Origin of the sequence: Stenotrophomonas sp. SMYL89 (assembly GCF_036319985.1) — a bacterium.
Classification (GTDB): domain Bacteria; phylum Pseudomonadota; class Gammaproteobacteria; order Xanthomonadales; family Xanthomonadaceae; genus Stenotrophomonas; species Stenotrophomonas maltophilia_Q.
Map to the genome: position 1 here is coordinate 1 of NZ_JAWIRW010000024.1, position 17546 is coordinate 17546.

The following is a 17546-nucleotide window of genomic DNA, read 5'->3' on the forward strand; positions in this document are numbered from 1 at the left end:
GAAAGCTGGCCAGGATCGCCTGGGGGGTCTTCAAAAGCGGTCGGGACTTTGACCCAGCCATGCTGAAAGTGGGTCAAGCCTGCTTCCAGCAGGCTTGACCGCGAACATAGGATCTCGGCTCTACAGGGGCGGCGTTACCTTGCGTCGCGCGACGCGCGGCGGCCGAACCACCAGCCGGCCAGCAGCTGCAACGGCAGCGATGCCAGCAGCGAAATGACGAACCAGAGCGGGAAATCAGCGCCTGCGGCCGACACCGCGTAGCCGCAGCCCAGCGCGATCAGTGACCAGATGGAAAAACCATGCGAACGCGGCCAGCAGGGCGCGTAGTAGGTGGCGAAGGAAATGCCGGCGACGCCACCGAGCACGCTGAAGGCCAGGTCCCACCCCAGCTGCACGCTGTTGTTGTCCGGCGACATGCCCACCAGCGGGGGCAGCCAGCTGGCGACGCTGCTGACCAGCGCAAGCGACAGCACGCCGCCGATCAGGGCGACGAAGGACAGGAACAGGGTCTTGAGCAGGGCGGGCATGCGCGCATTGTAAGGCTGCGCGAAGTGCCTGGGGTTGCTGGCCTGCGGCCGGTACTACCGATGGATCGGCATGGCCGCCGCGTCCGTGGGAGAGGGGGACGGAGCGACGGCGGCCATGCACAGGCGGTCAGGCGGCGAAGTCGAGCACCACGCGGCCTTCGATGGTGCCCGCGTGCATGCGCGCGAACACCTCGTTGATGTTTTCCAGGCGATCGGTGCTGACCGTGGCGGCAACCTTGCCTTCGGCAGCGAACTGCAACGACTCCTGCAGGTCCAGCCGGGTGCCGACGATCGAGCCGCGCACGGTGATGCCGTTGAGCACCATGCCGAAGATGTCCAGCGGGAAGTTGCCCGGCGGCAGACCGTTGAGCGAAACGGTACCGCCACGGCGGACCATGCCCAGCGCCTGCTCGAACGCTTTCGGCGACACCGCCGTGACCAGGGCGCCGTGCGCGCCGCCGATTTCCTTCTTCAGGAAGGCAGCGGGGTCGGTGGTGCGCGCGTTGACGGTGATCTGCGCGCCGAGCTGCCGGGCCAACGCCAGCTTGTTGTCGTCCACGTCCACCGCCGCCACGTTCAGGCCCATTGCGCGGGCGTACTGCACGGCCATGTGGCCCAGGCCGCCGATGCCGGAAATCACCACCCAGTCCCCTGGCTTGGTGTCGGTCACCTTCAGGCCCTTGTAGACGGTCACGCCGGCGCACAGCACCGGCGCGATCTCGACAAAGCCCACGTCCTTCGGAAGCAGGCCGACATAGTTGGCATCGGCCAGTGCGTACTCGGCGAAGCCGCCGTTGACCGAGTAGCCGGTGTTGCGCTGCGTCTCGCACAGCGTTTCCCAGCCGCCCAGGCAGTGTTCGCAATGGCCACACGCCGAGTACAACCAGGGGATGCCGACCCTGTCGCCTTCCTTGACGTGCCCTACCCCGCCTCCCACGGCCACGATGTGCCCCACGCCCTCGTGACCGGGGATGAATGGCGGGTTCGGTTTCACCGGCCAGTCGCCCTCGGCGGCGTGCAGGTCGGTGTGGCAGACGCCACAGGCCTCGATCTTGACCAGTACTTCGCCCGCCCCCGGGCGTGGTACCGAGACTTCCTCGATCACCAGTGGCTTGCCGAACTCACGCACTACAGCGGCCTTCATGGTCGAATTCATGTTCGGATCTCCGTAGTGCGCTTGCCCACAGAATGACGCCGGCTCGAGGCCGGCGCTTTGATCACGATCAAACCTTTGACGATTCGTGCAGCAGGTTCAGCTGGCCAGCACCGACGCCTCGCGGGCGAGGCGCTCGATGGCGTCCCAGTCACGGGTCTGCAGCAGTGCCGGCGTGGTCAGCCACGAGCCGCCCACGCACAGCACGTTGGGCAGGTGCAGGAACTGCGGCGCGGTCTGCGCGCTGATGCCACCGGTCGGGCAGAAGCGTACATCGGCGAACGGGCCGTGCCAGGCCGCCAGCAGTGCGGCGCCACCGGCCTGCACCGCCGGGAAGAACTTGAAGGTGTCGTGGCCGTGCTCCAGGCCCAGGATGAGGTCCGAGGCGGTGGCGGCACCGGGCAGGTACGGCAGGTCGGCATCGCGCGCGGCCGCGTACAGTGCCGGCGTGGCGCCGGGGGACACCGCGAAACGCGCTCCGGCCTGCTTCGCCGCCTGCATCTGCGCCGGGGTAAGCACGGTGCCGGCACCGATCACCGCGTCCGGTACGACCTCGACCATGGCCGTGATCGCGTCCAGCGCCTGCGGCGTGCGCAGGGTCACTTCGATCACCGGCAGGCCGCCGCGGAACAGGGCCTGGGCCACTTCGACCGCGTCATTCACGTCTTCGGGGGTGTACACCGGAATCACCGGTGCCAGTTTCAGGACCGCGCGTACGCGCGGATCAGCGGCGGACATCGAATCGCTCCTCGCCCATCAGGGCCAGCACGTCAGCTTCGCTGACAGGATTGAAATCGCCGGGGATGGAGTGCTTCAGCGCCCCGGCGGCCAGGCCGAACCGCACGGTGGCGTCGGCATCAAGGCCGGACAGGATGCCATGCAGGATGCCGGCCGCGAAGGCATCACCGCCACCGATGCGGTCGACGATGCCCTGCAGATGACGCAGTGGGGCCTGTGCGCGGGTTCCGTCGCAACCCAGCAACACAGCGCCCAGCACATGGTGGTCCACGCTCAGCACCTGCCGCTGCGTGCAGGCCATCCACTGCAGTTGCGGAAAGGCACCGAACGCGGCGGCAGCGGCCGCGTCGATCCGCTCCATCAGGTCCGGCTGGGTGAAGCGGGTGCCCAGTACGACCTCCATGTCGCGGTAGTCGGCGAACACGATGTCGGCCTGCGCGAACAGTTCGCGCAATACCGCCTGCGCATCGCCTCCCCAGCGCTGCCAGAGGCGGGGCCGGAAATTGCCGTCGAAGGAGACGCGGACACCGGCCTGTCTTGCCGCGCGCGCCGCCGCCAGCGTGGCCGCCGCCACGTGCGGGCCCAACGCCGGGCTGACCCCGGAGACGTGCAGCCACTGCGCGTCCTGCAGCAGCGCTGGCCAGTCGTAGTCGGCTGCAGTGCTGCGCGCGAACGCCGAATCCGCGCGGTCGTAGACCACTTCGCTCGCGCGCTGTACCGCGCCGGTGGTGAGGAAGTACAGGCCCATGCGGCCCTCGGCGTCCTCGCGCACACCGCGCGTATCCACGCCGTGCCGCCGCAGTTCACCCAGTACATGCGCCCCCAGCGCATTGCCGGCCACGGTGCTGACCATGGCCACCTGATGTCCAAGCCGGGACAGCGAGACACCCACGTTGGCTTCGGCCCCTCCCACATGGACCTGGAGTTGCGGCGACTGCAGCAGCAGTTCGTTGCCGGGGGCACCCAGGCGCAGCAACAACTCTCCAAAACACACGATACGACCCATCTCAGCTCCTTCACGCGTGCCACCAGCATGGGACACTGCATGGCGTGTAAGTGGACCACGCGAGGGGCGTGGCGATTGGCTAGCGGTGTCATTCTAGACCGAAGACGCCTTGAGAGCGCTTGGGCTATATGTCGAAACCTTTGTCCTGCAAGCGTCTTGGAGACATTGCAAATCTGTTGCGGTGCAAGATGCCCGATCCCGGTGGTGCTGCTAACGTCGGTTTTGACTAGCGGTGTCATTTCGCCGCGCAGCTGCGATACCAGACCTTTGGGAGAGGGGAAAGGCATGCAATCTCGGATCCATGGAAAAAAGACACCGGTTACCTTGCTGGCCCTGGGGGTGGGACTCGCCCTGTCCACCAGCGCGGCCGCCCAGCAGCAGACCGCTACCGACCTGGACACGGTGAACGTCACAGGCTATCGCGCCAGTGTCGAAAAGGCGCTGGACATCAAGCGCGGCGAGGCCGGCGTGGTCGATGCCATCGTCGCCGAAGACATCGGCAAGTTTCCCGACCTCAATCTGGCTGAATCGCTGCAGCGCATTCCGGGCGTGGTGATCACACGCGAAGCCGGCGAAGGCCGCAACATCTCGGTGCGCGGCCTGGGCCCGGATTTCACCCGCGTGCGCATCAATGGGATGGAAGCGCTGACCACCGTCGGCGCCGGTGACCAGAGCGGTGGTACCAACCGCGGCCGCGGTTTCGACTTCAACGTGTTTGCCTCGGACCTGTTCTCGCAGCTGGTGGTGCGCAAGACCGCCTCGGCCGACGTCGAGGAAGGCTCGCTGGGTGCCACTGTCGACCTGCGCACCGCGCGCCCGTTCGACTACGACGGCTTCACCTTCGCCGCAAGCGGCCAGGCCGGCTACAACCAGATGGCCGAAAAGGCCGACCCGCGGCTGGCCGCGCTGGTCTCCAACACCTTCGCCGATGGTACCTTCGGCGCCCTCCTGTCGGTGGCCTACTCCGAGCGCCAGGCACTGGAGGAAGGCTCCAACACCGGCCGCTGGGCCAACGGCCCGAGCAATGGCAACTTCGCTGCGTCATCGCCGTTCGCCGCCGCACGCGCCGCTGATGTATTCCACCCGCGCTTCCCGCGCTACGTGCAGATGGAACACGAGCAGAAGCGCCTGGGCGTGACCGGCTCGCTGCAGTGGAAGCCCAGCGATGCCAGTGAAGTATCGCTGGACATGCTGTACTCGAAGATCGATGCCACCCGCGACGAGCAGTACATCGAAGCGATTTCCTTCAGCCGTGGCAGCAGCAGCACCCCGCGCCTGGTCGGCAAGCCGAGCACCATCGTCAGGAACGGCGAGATCCGCAACGGCGCGCTGCTGTACGGTGAATTCGACAACGTCGACATCCGTACCGAGAACCGCCACGACGAGTGGAGCACCGAGTTCAAGCAGATCAGCCTGAACGGCCAGCACCGTTTCGGCGACGACTTCACCGTGTCCGGCAAGCTGGGCATCTCGCGCTCCAGGCACGAGAATCCAGTGCAGACCACCGTCATCATGGACAAGTACGACGTCAAGGGCTACAGCTACGACTACCGTGGCAACAGCCGCTTCCCGATCCTCAACTACGGCATCGACCCGACCGACCCCAACGGTTGGGAACTGGCGGAAATCCGCCTGCGCCCGCAGTACGTGGACAACGACTTCGATACCGGCCAGATCGACTTCAACTGGAACATCAGCCCCGGCTTCCGCCTGAAGGGCGGCGTGCTTGCCAAGGACTACACGTTCAAGACCACCGAACTGCGCCGTGCCAGCGAACTGGCCGTGCCGACCTTCGCCAGCGGCAGCAGGATCGTGCCCGTGGACATGATCAACCAGGCCGGCCTGAAGGGCATCAATGGCAATCCGTCCAACTGGGTGGTGCCGAACCTGGATGCAATCGCCGACCAGTTCGACATCTACAGCAACAGCGGCATCTATGCCGTCGCGCCGCGCGCCAACAACGTGCGCAGCGTGGAAGAGAAGGACCGTGGTGCCTACCTGATGGGCGAGTTCAGCACCGAAATCGGCTCGCTGCCGCTGTCGGGCAACTTCGGCGTGCGCTACGTGCGCACCAGGCAGACCTCCACCGGGCTGTCGACGCTGGCCAGTGGTACCACCTCCACCACCGCCACCCGCACCTACGATGACACCCTGCCCTCGTTCAACCTGGTGGCCGAGGTCACGCCCGATTTCCTGATCCGCCTGGGTGCGGCCAAGGTCATGACCCGCCCGGGCCTGGGCAGCCTGACGCCAGGTGCAACCGTGGCCGTGGCCGGTGGTGCGCGCACCATCTCCAGCGGCAATCCCAACCTGGACCCGACGCGCGCCACCAATGTCGACCTGGGCTTCGAGTGGTACTTCGCCGAAGGCGCGATGGCGGGCCTGGGCCTGTTCTACAAGGACATCGAGACCTCGGTCCAGACCCTGCGCGAGAACCGCCCGTACACCGACAGCGGCCTGCCTGCCGAACTGCTGACCGGTACCGGCGCCTCGCCCACCGACGACTTCACCTTCACCCGGCCAGTCAATACCCCCGGCGGTGAGCTGTACGGCGCCGAGGCGAACTACACCCAGCCCTTCACTTTCCTGCCGGGCAAGTGGTCGAACCTGGGCGTGCAGCTGAACTACACCTGGGTCGAATCGAAGATCCAGTACATCAACTCGGCTGGCCAGCCGGTGATGAAGAACGATCTGCTGGGCCTGTCCAAATCGTCATGGAACGCAACGCTGTTCTACGAAGGCGAGACCTTCGCTGGCCGCGTCTCCGCCACCAACCGCGATGACTACCTCACCCAGGTGCCCGGTCAGGAAACCGGCTTCAACCTGGACGGCTACCACGGCATGACCGGCACCACGGTCATTGATGCGTCCATCCGCTACAAGATCAGCGACCAGCTGGAACTGAGCCTGGAAGGCATCAACCTGACCAACGAAGCCTCGGATGAATGGGTGTACTCGCCCGCCACCGGCCGCCTGCCACTCCAGTACACCGAAACCGGCCGCCAGTTCCTGCTGGGCGTGCGCTACAAGTTCTGAGCAACGCCGGCGGCGCGTACCGATACGCGCCGCGGTTCGCCATGACCGCTGCTGCGCCGCAAGGTGCCGCTGCGGCGTGGCCTTGCTACGGTCCGGCGGCCCGCCGCCGGCCGTCGCCCGTTGAAAGGAAATGTCTCCATGCCGCACCGCACGACCGTGTCCCGCTGCCTGCTGCTGGCAGTGGCCCTGGCTGCAGGCCCCGCGACGGCCGCCGCCGATGTCCCCACCCTGCTCTTCGATGTGGATGCCAATCACGGCCTGCAGGCCGTGACCGCTCACGGTGAGGCCGTAGCGAACTTTCGCGACAAGGTCGCGGTGGTCGACGACGGCGAGCATGGCAAGGCCATCCAATGGGAAGACGACGGCGTGCTTGCCTGGGACGCGCCGGGCAACATCCTGGCCCAGCGCGGCACGCTGGCCTTCGACTGGCGTTCACGCTATGCGGTGGGTGAAGCGCCGTTCGTGATCTTCCGCGTCGGCTACGCCGACCACAGCAGCTGGGACATGGCCTGGCTGCGCATCGACTGGAACGGGCACGGCTTCGATGCCTTCGTCACCGATGCCAACTTGGCACGCACACGCGTGTCGTTCCGCATGGATGCACTGCCGCGTCCCGACCAGTGGTTGCACCTGGCCTTCGCCTGGGATGAGGACCACGGCGTGCGCCTGTTCATCGATGGCCGCGAAGTGGCGCGTGCACAAGCCACAGGCGATTACGATGCGGCGCTGGACCAGCTCGGCCTGGCCGGGCGGGTGATGGCGCCCTACCAGGTGCAGAGCCGCTACAACTTCCTGCGTGGCAGCGACTTCCAGCACATCCGGGTGTACGACCGCATGCTCGACGCCCCCGCCGTGCAGGCACTGGCAGGCGGCAAGGCGCCGGCCAGCGCGGTGGCGCCGGCCAGCGACGAGCGCGCGTGGCGCCATCGCTTCGGGTGGGAAGGCGCGGCACCGCCTGCGCTGGCGTCGGCCGGCACCCGCATCCGCAAGATCGAATTCGCCGACACCCGCGACCTGAAGGCGTGGATGTGGAAGGCCACCGATGGCATCGCCGAAACCACCTGGCCGGGCGTGTACAACCGCTCGCGCCTGCCCGGCCGCAATGACTACTTCCAGCTTCCGGACTGGAACACCTATGTGGAAGGCGGCCAGCACCTGGACCTGACCCTGCCGGCCACCGAAACGGTGAACCGGGTGGAGATCCGTGGTGCGGCCTTCGGCACCCTTTCCCACGGGCCCGACGCCGAACATGCCACCGACGTGCTGGTCACGCGCCCGCGCGGCGTGGTGCGCAGCGTCGACGACATTGCCGCGCAGCGCGGCGGCGTGCTGCGTTTCAGCAACGTCGAGCAGGAAACACCGATCCAGGAAATCTGGGCCTACCACGTGAGCAAGGGCACCGAGCCGGAAGGCACGGTGAAGCAGACCTACATCATCGACAGCCGGGCGCTGCCCGACTACACCAACCTGGACGCATTGCGCCGCTACATCGACGGACGTTTCCCGGCCGCCGAACGCAGCACGGTGATGGCGCTGCCGAAGGGCGCCGGTTCCCGCCGCCGGGATGCCGGCACCCTGCCCGCACATCCGCAGCCGATCGTGCACGTGCTGATTCCTTCCGGGGTGGGTGACGCGCCGGCCAACCAGCCGCTGATCCGCAGCTGGGCCTACAGCTGGGAGAACATGCACGACGGCCTGGACGGCGTGGCCATCGACCTTCCCGCGCTGGACCTGCCGCCCACCCACGATGGACTGATCCCGCTGAACATCCGCATCAAGGATCCGATCTGGCCGGCGCGCGACATGATCGATGTATCGGTGTCGGTGCCGCCACGGCAGGCGCGCACGCTGTGGCTGGACCTGCGCGATCGCATCCTCACCCCGGACAGCCTGTGGCTGAGCATCGCCTCGGCCGCACCAGGCTTCGATGCCGATGCCCTCGACGGTGCGCAGGTCCGGCTGGTGTTCAAGCCGCGTGCCGACGCGCTGAAGGAGCACGTGGCCGACCGCTTCAACCAAGTCCGCGACAACTGGGGCTTCCTGGTGGAAGAGCACACCACGTCCAAGCGCCAGCGCCTGTACGCGCGCGTGTACGCGGACCTGAGCGACCTGCTGCGGGTGGACCCGGACCATGAACTCGGCCGCCTGTACTGGAACTACATCAGCTACAACAGCCAGGGCCGCCCGCCCTACACGGCGCCTGCCGTGCCCAGGGGCGTGCCGGCGTGGGCATTCAACCAGGTGCAGGACCTGGCGCAGGTGCGGCAGTTCGTCGACTGGTGGATCGACGAACGGCAGGGGGCCTACGGTGACTTCGGTGGTGGCATTTCGGACGATTCCGACCTGACCCAGCAGTGGCCGGGGCTGGCCCTGATGGGCGTGCAGCCGGATCGATTGAACGCCTCGCTGACCGCGCTGTCCGACGCGGTGTACCGCAACGGCATGTTCAGCAACGGCTTGAGTACCATCGAGACCGACGAGCTGCATTCCTATGAGGAAGGCATCAACACCAACAGCGCCATGCTCTACCTCAACTGGGGCGATCCGCTGACGCTGGAACGCCTGATGGAAACGGTGAAGGCCTTCGACGAGCGCATCATCCTGCGCAACCCGCAGGGCCACCTGCTGTTCTCCAGCAACTGGTTCGGTGGCAACAAGGTCTACCGCGAACCGAACTGGCAGTGGCAGAAGCCGTATTCGTTCCCGGTGCTGCACCCGGCGTTCCTGCTGGGCCAGTACAACGCCGACCCCACCGGCCGCGGGCTGGTGATCGGCCTGGCCGATGGCTATCTGGCCCACGCAGGCAAGGACGACAAGGGACGCTTCACCCTGCCCAACGAGATCAACTGGGCCAGCGGTGCCACCCGCGGCGGCGAGTTGAACAACGGCTCCGGCAGTGGCGACACGATGCACACCTTCTGGGCGGCGTGGCGCTGGAGCGGCGATGCGAAGTACCTGCAGGCACTGGACTACCGCGTGGCCCGTGGCGGTCCGGGCGCACTGGCCAACCTGGGCGAGAACGTCGTGGACGTACTGGGCCGGCAACAGGACTGGTATCCGCTGCTGCGCGCCGAGGCTGACGCGGGAAAAACCGGCTTCGCCAGCCTGATGGCCTGGCAGGCCAGCGGCGACAGGTCATACATCGCCGCCCTGCATGCCGACGGCCTGCAGGCGAAAGTGCAGCGCGCGTACATGAACACCGAGGGCCACTGGTGGTCCGACCGCGTGGAAGCGCCCAGTGAATTCCTCCAGCGCGCACGCCTGGGTGGGATCGCGCTGAAGCGCAACCAGAGTTGGCCCGGCCACACCGTCAGCTGGCGCTTCGACCGCGATGGAGCGGCCGAACAGGTCGCCCTGCTGGTGCATGCGCCGTCGCGTGAACGTTTCACCGTTACCAGCTACAACCTGGGCACGCGCACCATCGGCGCCGACATGACCGGCTGGAACGTGGCCAGCGGGACCTGGCGGATACGCAGCGGCGTGGATGCCGATGGCGATGGCCACATCGACGGCACGCCCGCCGAACGCCGCGTACAGCTGGAAACCAGCGCTTCGGTGGCGCTGCAGTTCCGTCCCGGGCGTACCGAGGTGTTCGAGTTCGAACGCGTGTCCGAGGGAACACCGGTGGAAACACGGCCGGACCTGGGCGTGGGTCGCGGCGACGTACGCATCGACGGCAGCCAGCTGCAGGTGACCGTGCACAGCCTGGGCCATGTCGGCACCGGCGTGGCCGTAGCAATGCTGGAAGACGCGCGCGGTCGCGAGATCGCCCGCACGGACGTGCCGGCGCTGGGGGCACCCAGTGACCTGCAGCCGAAGACCGTGCAGGTCTGGCTGCCGTTGCCGGCCGGTGACCGCAGCGGCCTGCGCGTGCGCGTGGCGCTGGCCGACGGTGGCGAGGAAGTGACCCGGCTCAACAACGTGGTCGGCGTGCCGCGATGATGCCTGCATTACGCCGGGCGTGATCCGGCGTGGGTCAGGACGCCTCGGTCTCCAGCCGTTTCATCCGGCGCTGGTACCAGCCATCATCCAACGGCTCGAACACCGCGCTGCGTTCCATCACGCCCTCGTAGACATGCAGCGACACGGCCACGTCCGCTTCGCTGGCGTTGCACAGCGTGTGGTACTCGTGCGGCGGAATCAGGCTGCCGGCACTACCGCGGTGGCCGTACAGCGTGGGCTGGGCGGCAAAGCGATGACGTTCGCCATCCTGTTCAATCAGCGCATAGGGAGTGACGATGAGTTCGCCCTGCCAGACGCCTTCCACGCACCACATCGCATCGTGGTCGTGCAGCGGCGTGCCCTGGCCCGGGCCCCAGCACATGGCGATGACGCTGTAGCCCAAGGTCGGGCTGCGGTGCAGTTCACGGCGTGCGTAATGCCCTTCGACCGGGCGCCGCACGCAGGGGGGCAGCTGGATGGACGGATCGACGATGGCCTCGCGCAGCACCTGCTGCAGCGCACCGGTGATGGCCTCCGGCGTGCCCAGCATCACCGCGGCATCGATCGCAGCGAACAGCCGCTCCCGGCCGGTGAATGACGGTGGCAAGGACATCGTTCCCATGCCCCGACTCTAGCCGAGAGGGGTTAACAGAATGTTTGCACCGCGGTGTCATCACTGCGTGCCGCGCTGCACGAACGGTACTTTCGCGTACAGCGCACGTTCGCCGGCACGAGGATCGTCCACCACGCCGCTCTGGCGATCAAACAGCATGGTCTGCCGCCGGGGCAGCGCGTAGGGGGGCCATTGCGGCATTCCGCGATGATTGGGGTCGCCGTTGCGCGCGAAGGCGATCAGTGCGTCGCTCATTGTCGCCGCCAGCGTATGCGCGTCCGCGCCGCCACCGGTGCGTGCGCCGGGCAGGCCGGCGTTGTCGAACACCAGCGGGATGTCGAGCGTGTGGAAGGCGCGCAGCCGGCCTTGCTCCACCGGTGAGCCCCAGTCCAGCTGGTAGGCCCAGGTGGGCGCGGCCCCGCTGGGCTGGCGCGCACGCGCTTCCAGCTCCTCCACTGCGCCGCGCCAGGAACGTCCTGCGGTAGTGGCCGCGAAGAACACCTCCGAAGGCGTGTAATGCGGGTACAGGCGCCGGTACTCGGCGATCACCGTCTGCGGCAGCAGATCCACGAACTGCTGGCGTTGCAGCTGTGCCGGCAGCGTCTCCCAGGTCAAGGTGAAGTTGGCCGGATCGTTGCCGAGGAAGGCACGGGTCTCGTCGCGCGTATTGCCGATGACCATCGGAATGCTGGCCGACTGCCGCGGCGCCTGCGGCCAGAACGGATGCACCGGGAGGGAGACTTCGTCCAGTACCGGCCCGAAGTACAGCGACGTGCTTTCCACCCGCGATGGATCGCGGGCACGGGTGGCTGCAAGCAGATCCGTGGCCGGGAGCCGCAGCAGGGCAGACAGGTCCTTTGCACCCACTGCCTCCATTGCGATGGCAGCGCGCTGCGCGGCGGCACGCGGGCCGGCCGCGGTGACCTGCTGCCCGCTCATCGTCCACGCGCGCTGGAACAGGCCGCGTGCCGCCGGCATCGCCATCAGCGTGGCGATCTTGGCGCCGCCCCCGGACTGGCCGAACACGGTGATGTTTCCAGCGTCACCGCCGAAGATCGCCGCGTGCTCGCGCACCCACTGCAGCGCCTGTACCAGGTCGAGCTGGCCGACATTCCCCGACGCGGCGTAGCGTGCGTCGCCAAGTGCGCCCAGGTACAGGTAACCGAAGGTGTTCAGCCGATGATTGAGGGTCACCACCACCACATCGCCGCGGCGGCACAGCGCACTGCCGTCGTACAGCGGATCGCTGCCGGAGCCGTTGTTGAACCCACCCCCGTGTATGTAGACCAGCACCGGGCGGCGGCCGCCATCCCCCAGTGCGGGGGTCCAGACGTTGAGGAACAGGCAGTCTTCGCTGCCGGGGCCTTCCGCGCCGCCCTGCGGTGCGGCCGCGCCATAGTCCAGTGCATCGGCGATCCCGTTCCATGCCGCTTCCCGGCGTGGTGGCTGGAAGCGATGGGTGCCGGTATCGGCGCCGTAGCGCACGCCGCGGAATACCAGCACGCCTTGTTCATGCTGGCCGCGCAGGCGCCCCCCGCGCACGCGGACGATCGGCAGGCGTTCGTCGCGTGCACCGGGCATCGCGGCTGCCGGCAGTGCCACCAGCGTGGCCGTGGCCAGCGCCCAGCGCGCGCTGTCGCGCAGGAAACGGCGGCGCTGCAGATCGTCGGGTGCTCTCGTCATCGGCTGCCCTCCGCATCCTTTCCTGCTGTCAGCCATGCCTGCGCCAGCGCTGGCCACTGCGACAGGGTGGAGCCGGGCTGCAGGCGCATGCCGAAGCCGTGGCCGCCATGGGCGAACACATGCAGTTCGTGCTCGACACCCGCCCTGGCCAGCGCCTGCGCCATCACCTCGCTGTTGTGCACGCTGACCACGCGATCGTCGTTGGCATGGATCAGCATCGTCGGCGGCATGTCCGCATGCACGTGCTCCTGCACCGAGTACTGCGTCGCCAATGCGGGGTCAGGGCGCTCGCCCAGCAATCGCCCGCGCGAACCACTGTGCGCATGCGCGCCCATGTCGATGACCGGGTAGACCAGCACCGCCCGTGCCGGGCGCGCGCTCAGCTGATCGATCGCATCGCGTGCGGGATAGACCGGCGCATCGAAGCCGGTGGCCAGCCGCGCAGCCACGTGGCCGCCGGCGGAAAAGCCCATGACCGCCACATTGTCCGCCTCCAGGCCGCGGCGCGCGGCCTGGTCGCGCACGACCCGCAGCGCACGCTGGGCATCGGCCAGCGCCGCCTGGCGGTCCCTGCCCGGCTGCGGCAGGCGGTAGCGAAGCACGAACAGGGTGAAGCCTGCCCGCTGCACCCAGTCCGGCACCAGCGCGCTGCCCTCCTTGTCGATTACCACCCGCTGGTAGCCGCCGCCCGGAATGACCAGCACCGCCTGCCCGTTCGGACGTGGCGGCGCGTGCACGATCATGTATGGCGCATCGATCCCGTCCACGAACCGGTCCGGATGGGCCGGATCGGGGCTGCGCTCAACCACCCGCGCCTTCCGCGCCGGAGCGCTCTGGCCAGGTACCTGGCCGTCCGGCCACAGCGGCAGGCGTTCGCCCGCCACCTCCCCGGCAAGCCGCTGGCCGTCGCGCAGCGGGACGTCGCTGGCACGTGCCGGGGCAAGCGTCAACAGAACGCACAGGAACAGCACAAGAGGGGGCAGACGCATGGCGGACCGGGCTCCAGCGAAGGGTGGGCAGCGTGCCGCAGGCGCCCCGGAAGCGGGTGTGATGCGCTGCGGCTTGCGTGATGACACCGGTTTACCATATACACCTCCTGCAGACGCTGTCGATGGGCAGTGCAACAACGCAGAGGGAGACCGTTCTTGAGCAACGAACACGGCACACAGGGGCAGAGGCCGGCGCCGGACGGTGCAGCCGCCATCGCCCGCGCCTTCACCGATGCACGCCGCGCAGGCAAGGCCCTGCCCGCGTTCCCCGGAGAGATCCCCGTCGATCTGGTGGCTGCCTACCACGTGCAGGACCAGGCCATTGGCCTGTGGAGCGATACAGTGGTCGGCTGGAAGGTGGGTTACATCGCTGCCGAGCGCCGCGACGGCTCCGGCGATGAGCGCCTGCTGGGGCCGATCTTCAAACGTCAGCTCTGGAATGATACCGGTGGAACAACCGACATCCCGGTCTTCGTCGGGGGCTTCGGCGCAGTCGAAGCAGAGTACGTGCTGGAGCTGTTGGAGGACGCGCCGGCCGGACAGCTGGACTGGTCCCCGGAACAGGCCGAAGCGCTGCCTGCGCGCCTCTATATCGGCGTGGAAGTGGCCAGCAGCCCGCTGGCCACCATCAACGAACTTGGTCCGCGCGTGGTGGTGTCCGACTTTGGCAACAACAACGGCCTGGTGCTGGGCCCGGAGATCGTCGACTGGACCGCACGCGACGAAAACTCGCTGCGTGCCGAGACACTGATCGAAGGTGAGGTGGTCGGCACCGGTGGCGCCACCCGCCTGCCCGGTGGCCTGCGCGCGGCCTATGCCTTTGCGCTGTCCCGTTCGGCCCTGCGTGGCCGGCCGCTGCGCAAGGGCGACCTGATCGCCACCGGCAATGCCACCGGCATCCACGATATCGAGGCAGGACAAACGGCGCTGGTGCGCTTTGCCGGCTTCGGTGACATTGCCTGCCGGGCCGTGCCCGCGGGATGACCGCGGGGCTGCCCTGGTGAACACGCGCGGGAGGGCGCAGATGATCACACGACGTAACTTCCTGGCCGGGGGCGCTGCTGCCCTGGCCACCCCGATGCTCGCCGCCTGTGGCCGCGGGCCGGGCGGCGATATGGCCGGTGGCGCGCTGTTGACCGCCACCGACGTGCATGTGGCCGACTACCCTACCGTCACCGCGGTGAAGTGGATCGGCGAAACGCTGCAGCGCGAAACCAACGGTCGCCTGCGCCTGCGCCAGTACCACTCCGGCCAGCTGGGCCGCGAATCCGAGGCGATCGACATGGCGCGCTTCGGTGCCATCGATATCACCCGCGTGTATGCCGGTGCGCTGAACAATGCCTTTCCGCTGACCCAGGCGCTGTGCCTGCCCTACGTGTTCACGTCGGTGGCGCACCAGCGTGCCGCGTTGGATGACGGCGTGGCCGAAGCCGTGCTGCGCGGCTTCCAGGGCCGCGGCCTGGTCGGCCTGGCGATCTACGATTCCGGTGCACGCTGCTTCTACAACACCAAGCACCCCATCGTTTCGCCCAAGGACCTGCACGGCCTGAAGCTGCGCGTCGCCTCATCGGACATCTTCATCCAGCTGATGCGCCTGCTCGGCGCCAACCCGACGCCGATGTCGCTGGGCGACACGTTCTCCGGGATGGAAACCCACATGATCGACGGCGCCGAGAACAACATGCGCAGCTTCCATTCCAGCCGCCACTTCGAAGCGGCGCACTACTGGTCGCAGAGCGACCATTCGTACGCGCCGGATGTGTTGCTGATGTCGCGTGCCAGTTTCGAACGCCTGTCGCCTGACGACCGCCAGCTGCTGCTGCAGATCGCGCGCGCGTCGGTGAAGGTGATGCGCGAGCAGTGGGATGCGTCGGAGGACGCCGCACGCCGCGCCGTGCTGGCCTATGGGGTGAAAGCCAACGAGGTGGACATGCCCGCCTTCCGCACCGCCGCCCAGCCGCTGCTGCAGCAGTACCTGCAGCAGCCGGAGATCGCCGCGCTGGTCGACCGCATCCGCGCCGCCTGAGGACACTGCCATGATCGAGACGACGACGCCCGCCACCGGGCCTGGCCAGCGCCTGCTGGACCGCATCGCCGACATCGCCATCTACGGCGCCGTTGCTGCCCTGCTGGGGCTGGTGGTGGTGCAGGGCTGGCAGGTGTTCGCGCGCTACGTGATCAACGATTCGCCCAGCTGGACTGAGCCGGTCACGCTGCTGCTGCTGGCCACGGCGATGAGCCTGGGTGCCGCCTGCGGTGTGCACACCAACCGCCACTTCGGCTTCTTCCTGCTGCATGCCTACCTGGGCCCCGGCCTGCGCCGTGCGGTGGACGTGCTGGTGCAGCTGGTGGTGGCGGTGCTGGGAGGCTTCATCGCCTTCTGGTCGGGTGATCTGCTGCTCGACGGCCTGGACATCAAGACCGCCGGCGCCGATCTGCCGCAGAGCATCAACTACCTGCCACTGGCGGTGGGCGGCGGGCTGATGCTGCTGTTCGCGCTGAACCGTGCGTGGAACGCGCTGCAGGCCCGCGCCACCGGCGCCGAAGACGCTGAAGGAGATCGTTGATCCATGGGTATCACCATCCTGTTCTCCGTGTTTGCCGTGCTGCTGCTGCTCGGCGTGCCGGTGGCCTACGCGCTGGCCGCTGCCGCGCTGGCCACCCTGCTCTACCTGGATATCCCCAGCATCGTGCTGGTGCAGCAGATCTCGGCCGGTACCGGCTCGGCCTCGCTGATCGCCATTCCGTTGTTCATCTTCGCGGGCGAGATCATGATGCGCGGCGGCATCTCCGAGCGCCTGATCGCCTTGGCCTCGTCGCTGGTGGGGCGCTTGCGCGGTGGCCTCGGCCAGGTCTCGATCCTGTCCTCGCTGTTCTTCGGCGGCGTGTCCGGCTCGGCCATTGCCGACGTTTCGGCGGTCGGCGGCACGATGATCCCGCAGATGGTCAAGCGCGGCTACGACCGCGATTTCGCCGTCAACGTCAGCATCACCGCCGCGCTGGTGGCGCTGCTGGTGCCGCCGTCGCACAACCTGATCCTGTTCTCGGCCGCTGCCGGTGGGGGCCTGTCCATCGCCGATCTGTTCGCCGCCGGCATTGTCCCCGCGCTGCTGATGACGTTGGCGCTGATGGTCACCGGCTATGCGGTGGCGCGCCGCCGCGGCTATGGCGTGGAGGTCTTTCCCGGCTGGCGCGCCGTGGCCCTGCGCATCGTCTCCGCCCTGCCCGGCCTGGGCCTGGTCGCGCTGATCTTCATCGGTATCCGTGCCGGCATCTTCACCGCAGTGGAAAGCGCAGCCATCGCCGTGGTCTACGCCTTGCTGGTGACCACCGTGCTGTACCGGCAACTGCGCTGGCGCGAGTTCTTCGACACCGTCATCCACGCGGCGCGCAGCACGGGCGTGATCCTGTTCGTGATCGCCACCGCCGCCGTGTTTGGCTGGCTGCTGGCCTACCTGCAGGTGCCCGCGGCCGCCGTCGAGTTCCTGCAGTCGTTCGCGCACAGCCAGTTCATGGTGCTGCTGATGATCGTGGTGATGCTGCTGCTGCTGGGCACCTTCATGGACCTGGCGCCGATGATCCTGATCTGCACGCCGATCTTCCTGCCGGTGGCCCGCGCCTACGGCATCGATCCGATCCACTTCGGCCTGGTGCTGGTGCTCACCGGTGGCCTGGGTCTGGTCACGCCCCCGGTGGGCTCGGTGCTGTTCATCGGCACGGCCATCGGCAAGATCAGCGTGGGCCAGAGCATGCGCACGATCTGGCCGTTCTGGTTCGCCGCGCTCGCCGTGCTGCTGGTCGTGGCCTTCTTCCCCTCACTGTCGTTGTGGCTGCCCGCCGCGCTGCGCGGCTGAGCCAC

General features: G+C 67.8%; 13 protein-coding genes. 6 read left to right on the forward strand and 7 right to left on the reverse strand.

Annotation, left to right across the window (positions count from 1 at the left end):
* Positions 1-134: 134 nt before the first annotated feature.
* From V3B41_RS18865 to V3B41_RS18880, 4 genes are all read right to left on the reverse strand, one after another.
* Positions 135-527: a hypothetical protein gene (locus V3B41_RS18865; protein WP_329861781.1), complete on the reverse strand. Its 393-nt coding sequence runs from the start codon at positions 525-527 to the stop codon at positions 135-137.
* A gap of 127 nt (positions 528-654) precedes the next feature.
* Complete coding sequence (gene adhP, locus V3B41_RS18870; protein ID WP_010487377.1) at positions 655-1683, reverse strand: alcohol dehydrogenase AdhP; 1029 nt, start codon at positions 1681-1683, stop codon at positions 655-657.
* 96 nt (positions 1684-1779) lie between these two features.
* The gene (gene eda / locus V3B41_RS18875) at positions 1780-2418 is read right to left on the reverse strand and encodes a bifunctional 4-hydroxy-2-oxoglutarate aldolase/2-dehydro-3-deoxy-phosphogluconate aldolase (protein ID WP_329861782.1); all 639 of its coding nucleotides are present in this window, start codon (positions 2416-2418) and stop codon (positions 1780-1782) included.
* Positions 2405-3424 carry a sugar kinase gene (locus V3B41_RS18880; RefSeq protein ID WP_026346897.1) on the reverse strand — a complete coding sequence of 340 codons (1020 nt, stop codon included), beginning with the start codon at positions 3422-3424 and terminating at the stop codon, positions 2405-2407. Before V3B41_RS18880 ends, eda begins: the two co-directional genes overlap by 14 nt.
* 285 nt (positions 3425-3709) lie before the next feature.
* On the opposite strand from V3B41_RS18880, the gene V3B41_RS18885 reads away from it, so the two are divergent.
* Entirely contained in the window at positions 3710-6460 is a 2751-nt protein-coding gene (locus V3B41_RS18885) for a TonB-dependent receptor (protein ID WP_029550752.1), read from the forward strand.
* A 138-nt stretch (positions 6461-6598) separates the two neighbouring features.
* Complete coding sequence (locus V3B41_RS18890) at positions 6599-10402, forward strand: LamG-like jellyroll fold domain-containing protein (RefSeq protein WP_019337396.1); 3804 nt, start codon at positions 6599-6601, stop codon at positions 10400-10402.
* Positions 10403-10436: 34 nt separating this feature from the next.
* On the opposite strand, the gene V3B41_RS18895 is transcribed toward V3B41_RS18890, so the two are convergent.
* From V3B41_RS18895 to V3B41_RS18905, 3 genes are read right to left on the reverse strand one after another with little or no spacing between them, the layout of a single operon-like run.
* Positions 10437-11024 carry a cysteine dioxygenase family protein gene (locus V3B41_RS18895; protein WP_019337395.1) on the reverse strand — a complete coding sequence of 196 codons (588 nt, stop codon included), beginning with the start codon at positions 11022-11024 and terminating at the stop codon, positions 10437-10439.
* A gap of 51 nt (positions 11025-11075) precedes the next feature.
* Positions 11076-12698 carry a carboxylesterase family protein gene (locus V3B41_RS18900; protein ID WP_019337394.1) on the reverse strand — a complete coding sequence of 541 codons (1623 nt, stop codon included), beginning with the start codon at positions 12696-12698 and terminating at the stop codon, positions 11076-11078.
* Entirely contained in the window at positions 12695-13669 is a 975-nt protein-coding gene (locus V3B41_RS18905; RefSeq protein ID WP_049453892.1) for an alpha/beta hydrolase, read from the reverse strand. Before V3B41_RS18905 ends, V3B41_RS18900 begins: the two co-directional genes overlap by 4 nt.
* A 174-nt stretch (positions 13670-13843) precedes the next feature.
* Here V3B41_RS18905 and V3B41_RS18910 point away from each other — a divergent pair, with 174 nt between their 5' ends.
* From V3B41_RS18910 to V3B41_RS18925, 4 genes are read left to right on the forward strand one after another with little or no spacing between them, the layout of a single operon-like run.
* Positions 13844-14671, forward strand: a complete 828-nt coding sequence (locus V3B41_RS18910) for a hypothetical protein (RefSeq protein ID WP_019337392.1) — start codon at positions 13844-13846, stop codon at positions 14669-14671.
* Positions 14672-14711: 40 nt separating this feature from the next.
* Positions 14712-15713, forward strand: a complete 1002-nt coding sequence (locus tag V3B41_RS18915; RefSeq protein WP_019337391.1) for a TRAP transporter substrate-binding protein — start codon at positions 14712-14714, stop codon at positions 15711-15713.
* 10 nt (positions 15714-15723) lie between these two features.
* A complete protein-coding gene (locus V3B41_RS18920; protein WP_019658831.1) occupies positions 15724-16254 on the forward strand; it encodes a TRAP transporter small permease in 531 nt (176 codons plus the stop codon).
* Between the two features lie 3 nt (positions 16255-16257).
* Positions 16258-17541, forward strand: a complete 1284-nt coding sequence (locus V3B41_RS18925; RefSeq protein ID WP_005421133.1) for a TRAP transporter large permease — start codon at positions 16258-16260, stop codon at positions 17539-17541.
* The last annotated feature ends 5 nt before the right edge of the window (positions 17542-17546 follow it).

Coding starts and splice junctions, on each gene's coding strand:
- V3B41_RS18890 (WP_019337396.1), top strand. CDS start 6,599: ATGCCGCACCGCACGACCGTGTCCCGCTGCCTGCTGCTGGCAGTGGCC.
- V3B41_RS18885 (WP_029550752.1), top strand. CDS start 3,710: ATGCAATCTCGGATCCATGGAAAAAAGACACCGGTTACCTTGCTGGCC.
- V3B41_RS18925 (WP_005421133.1), top strand. CDS start 16,258: ATGGGTATCACCATCCTGTTCTCCGTGTTTGCCGTGCTGCTGCTGCTC.
- V3B41_RS18895 (WP_019337395.1), bottom strand. CDS start 11,024: ATGGGAACGATGTCCTTGCCACCGTCATTCACCGGCCGGGAGCGGCTG.
- V3B41_RS18920 (WP_019658831.1), top strand. CDS start 15,724: ATGATCGAGACGACGACGCCCGCCACCGGGCCTGGCCAGCGCCTGCTG.
- eda (WP_329861782.1), bottom strand. CDS start 2,418: ATGTCCGCCGCTGATCCGCGCGTACGCGCGGTCCTGAAACTGGCACCG.
- V3B41_RS18900 (WP_019337394.1), bottom strand. CDS start 12,698: ATGACGAGAGCACCCGACGATCTGCAGCGCCGCCGTTTCCTGCGCGAC.
- V3B41_RS18915 (WP_019337391.1), top strand. CDS start 14,712: ATGATCACACGACGTAACTTCCTGGCCGGGGGCGCTGCTGCCCTGGCC.
- V3B41_RS18865 (WP_329861781.1), bottom strand. CDS start 527: ATGCCCGCCCTGCTCAAGACCCTGTTCCTGTCCTTCGTCGCCCTGATC.
- V3B41_RS18880 (WP_026346897.1), bottom strand. CDS start 3,424: ATGGGTCGTATCGTGTGTTTTGGAGAGTTGTTGCTGCGCCTGGGTGCC.
- adhP (WP_010487377.1), bottom strand. CDS start 1,683: ATGAATTCGACCATGAAGGCCGCTGTAGTGCGTGAGTTCGGCAAGCCA.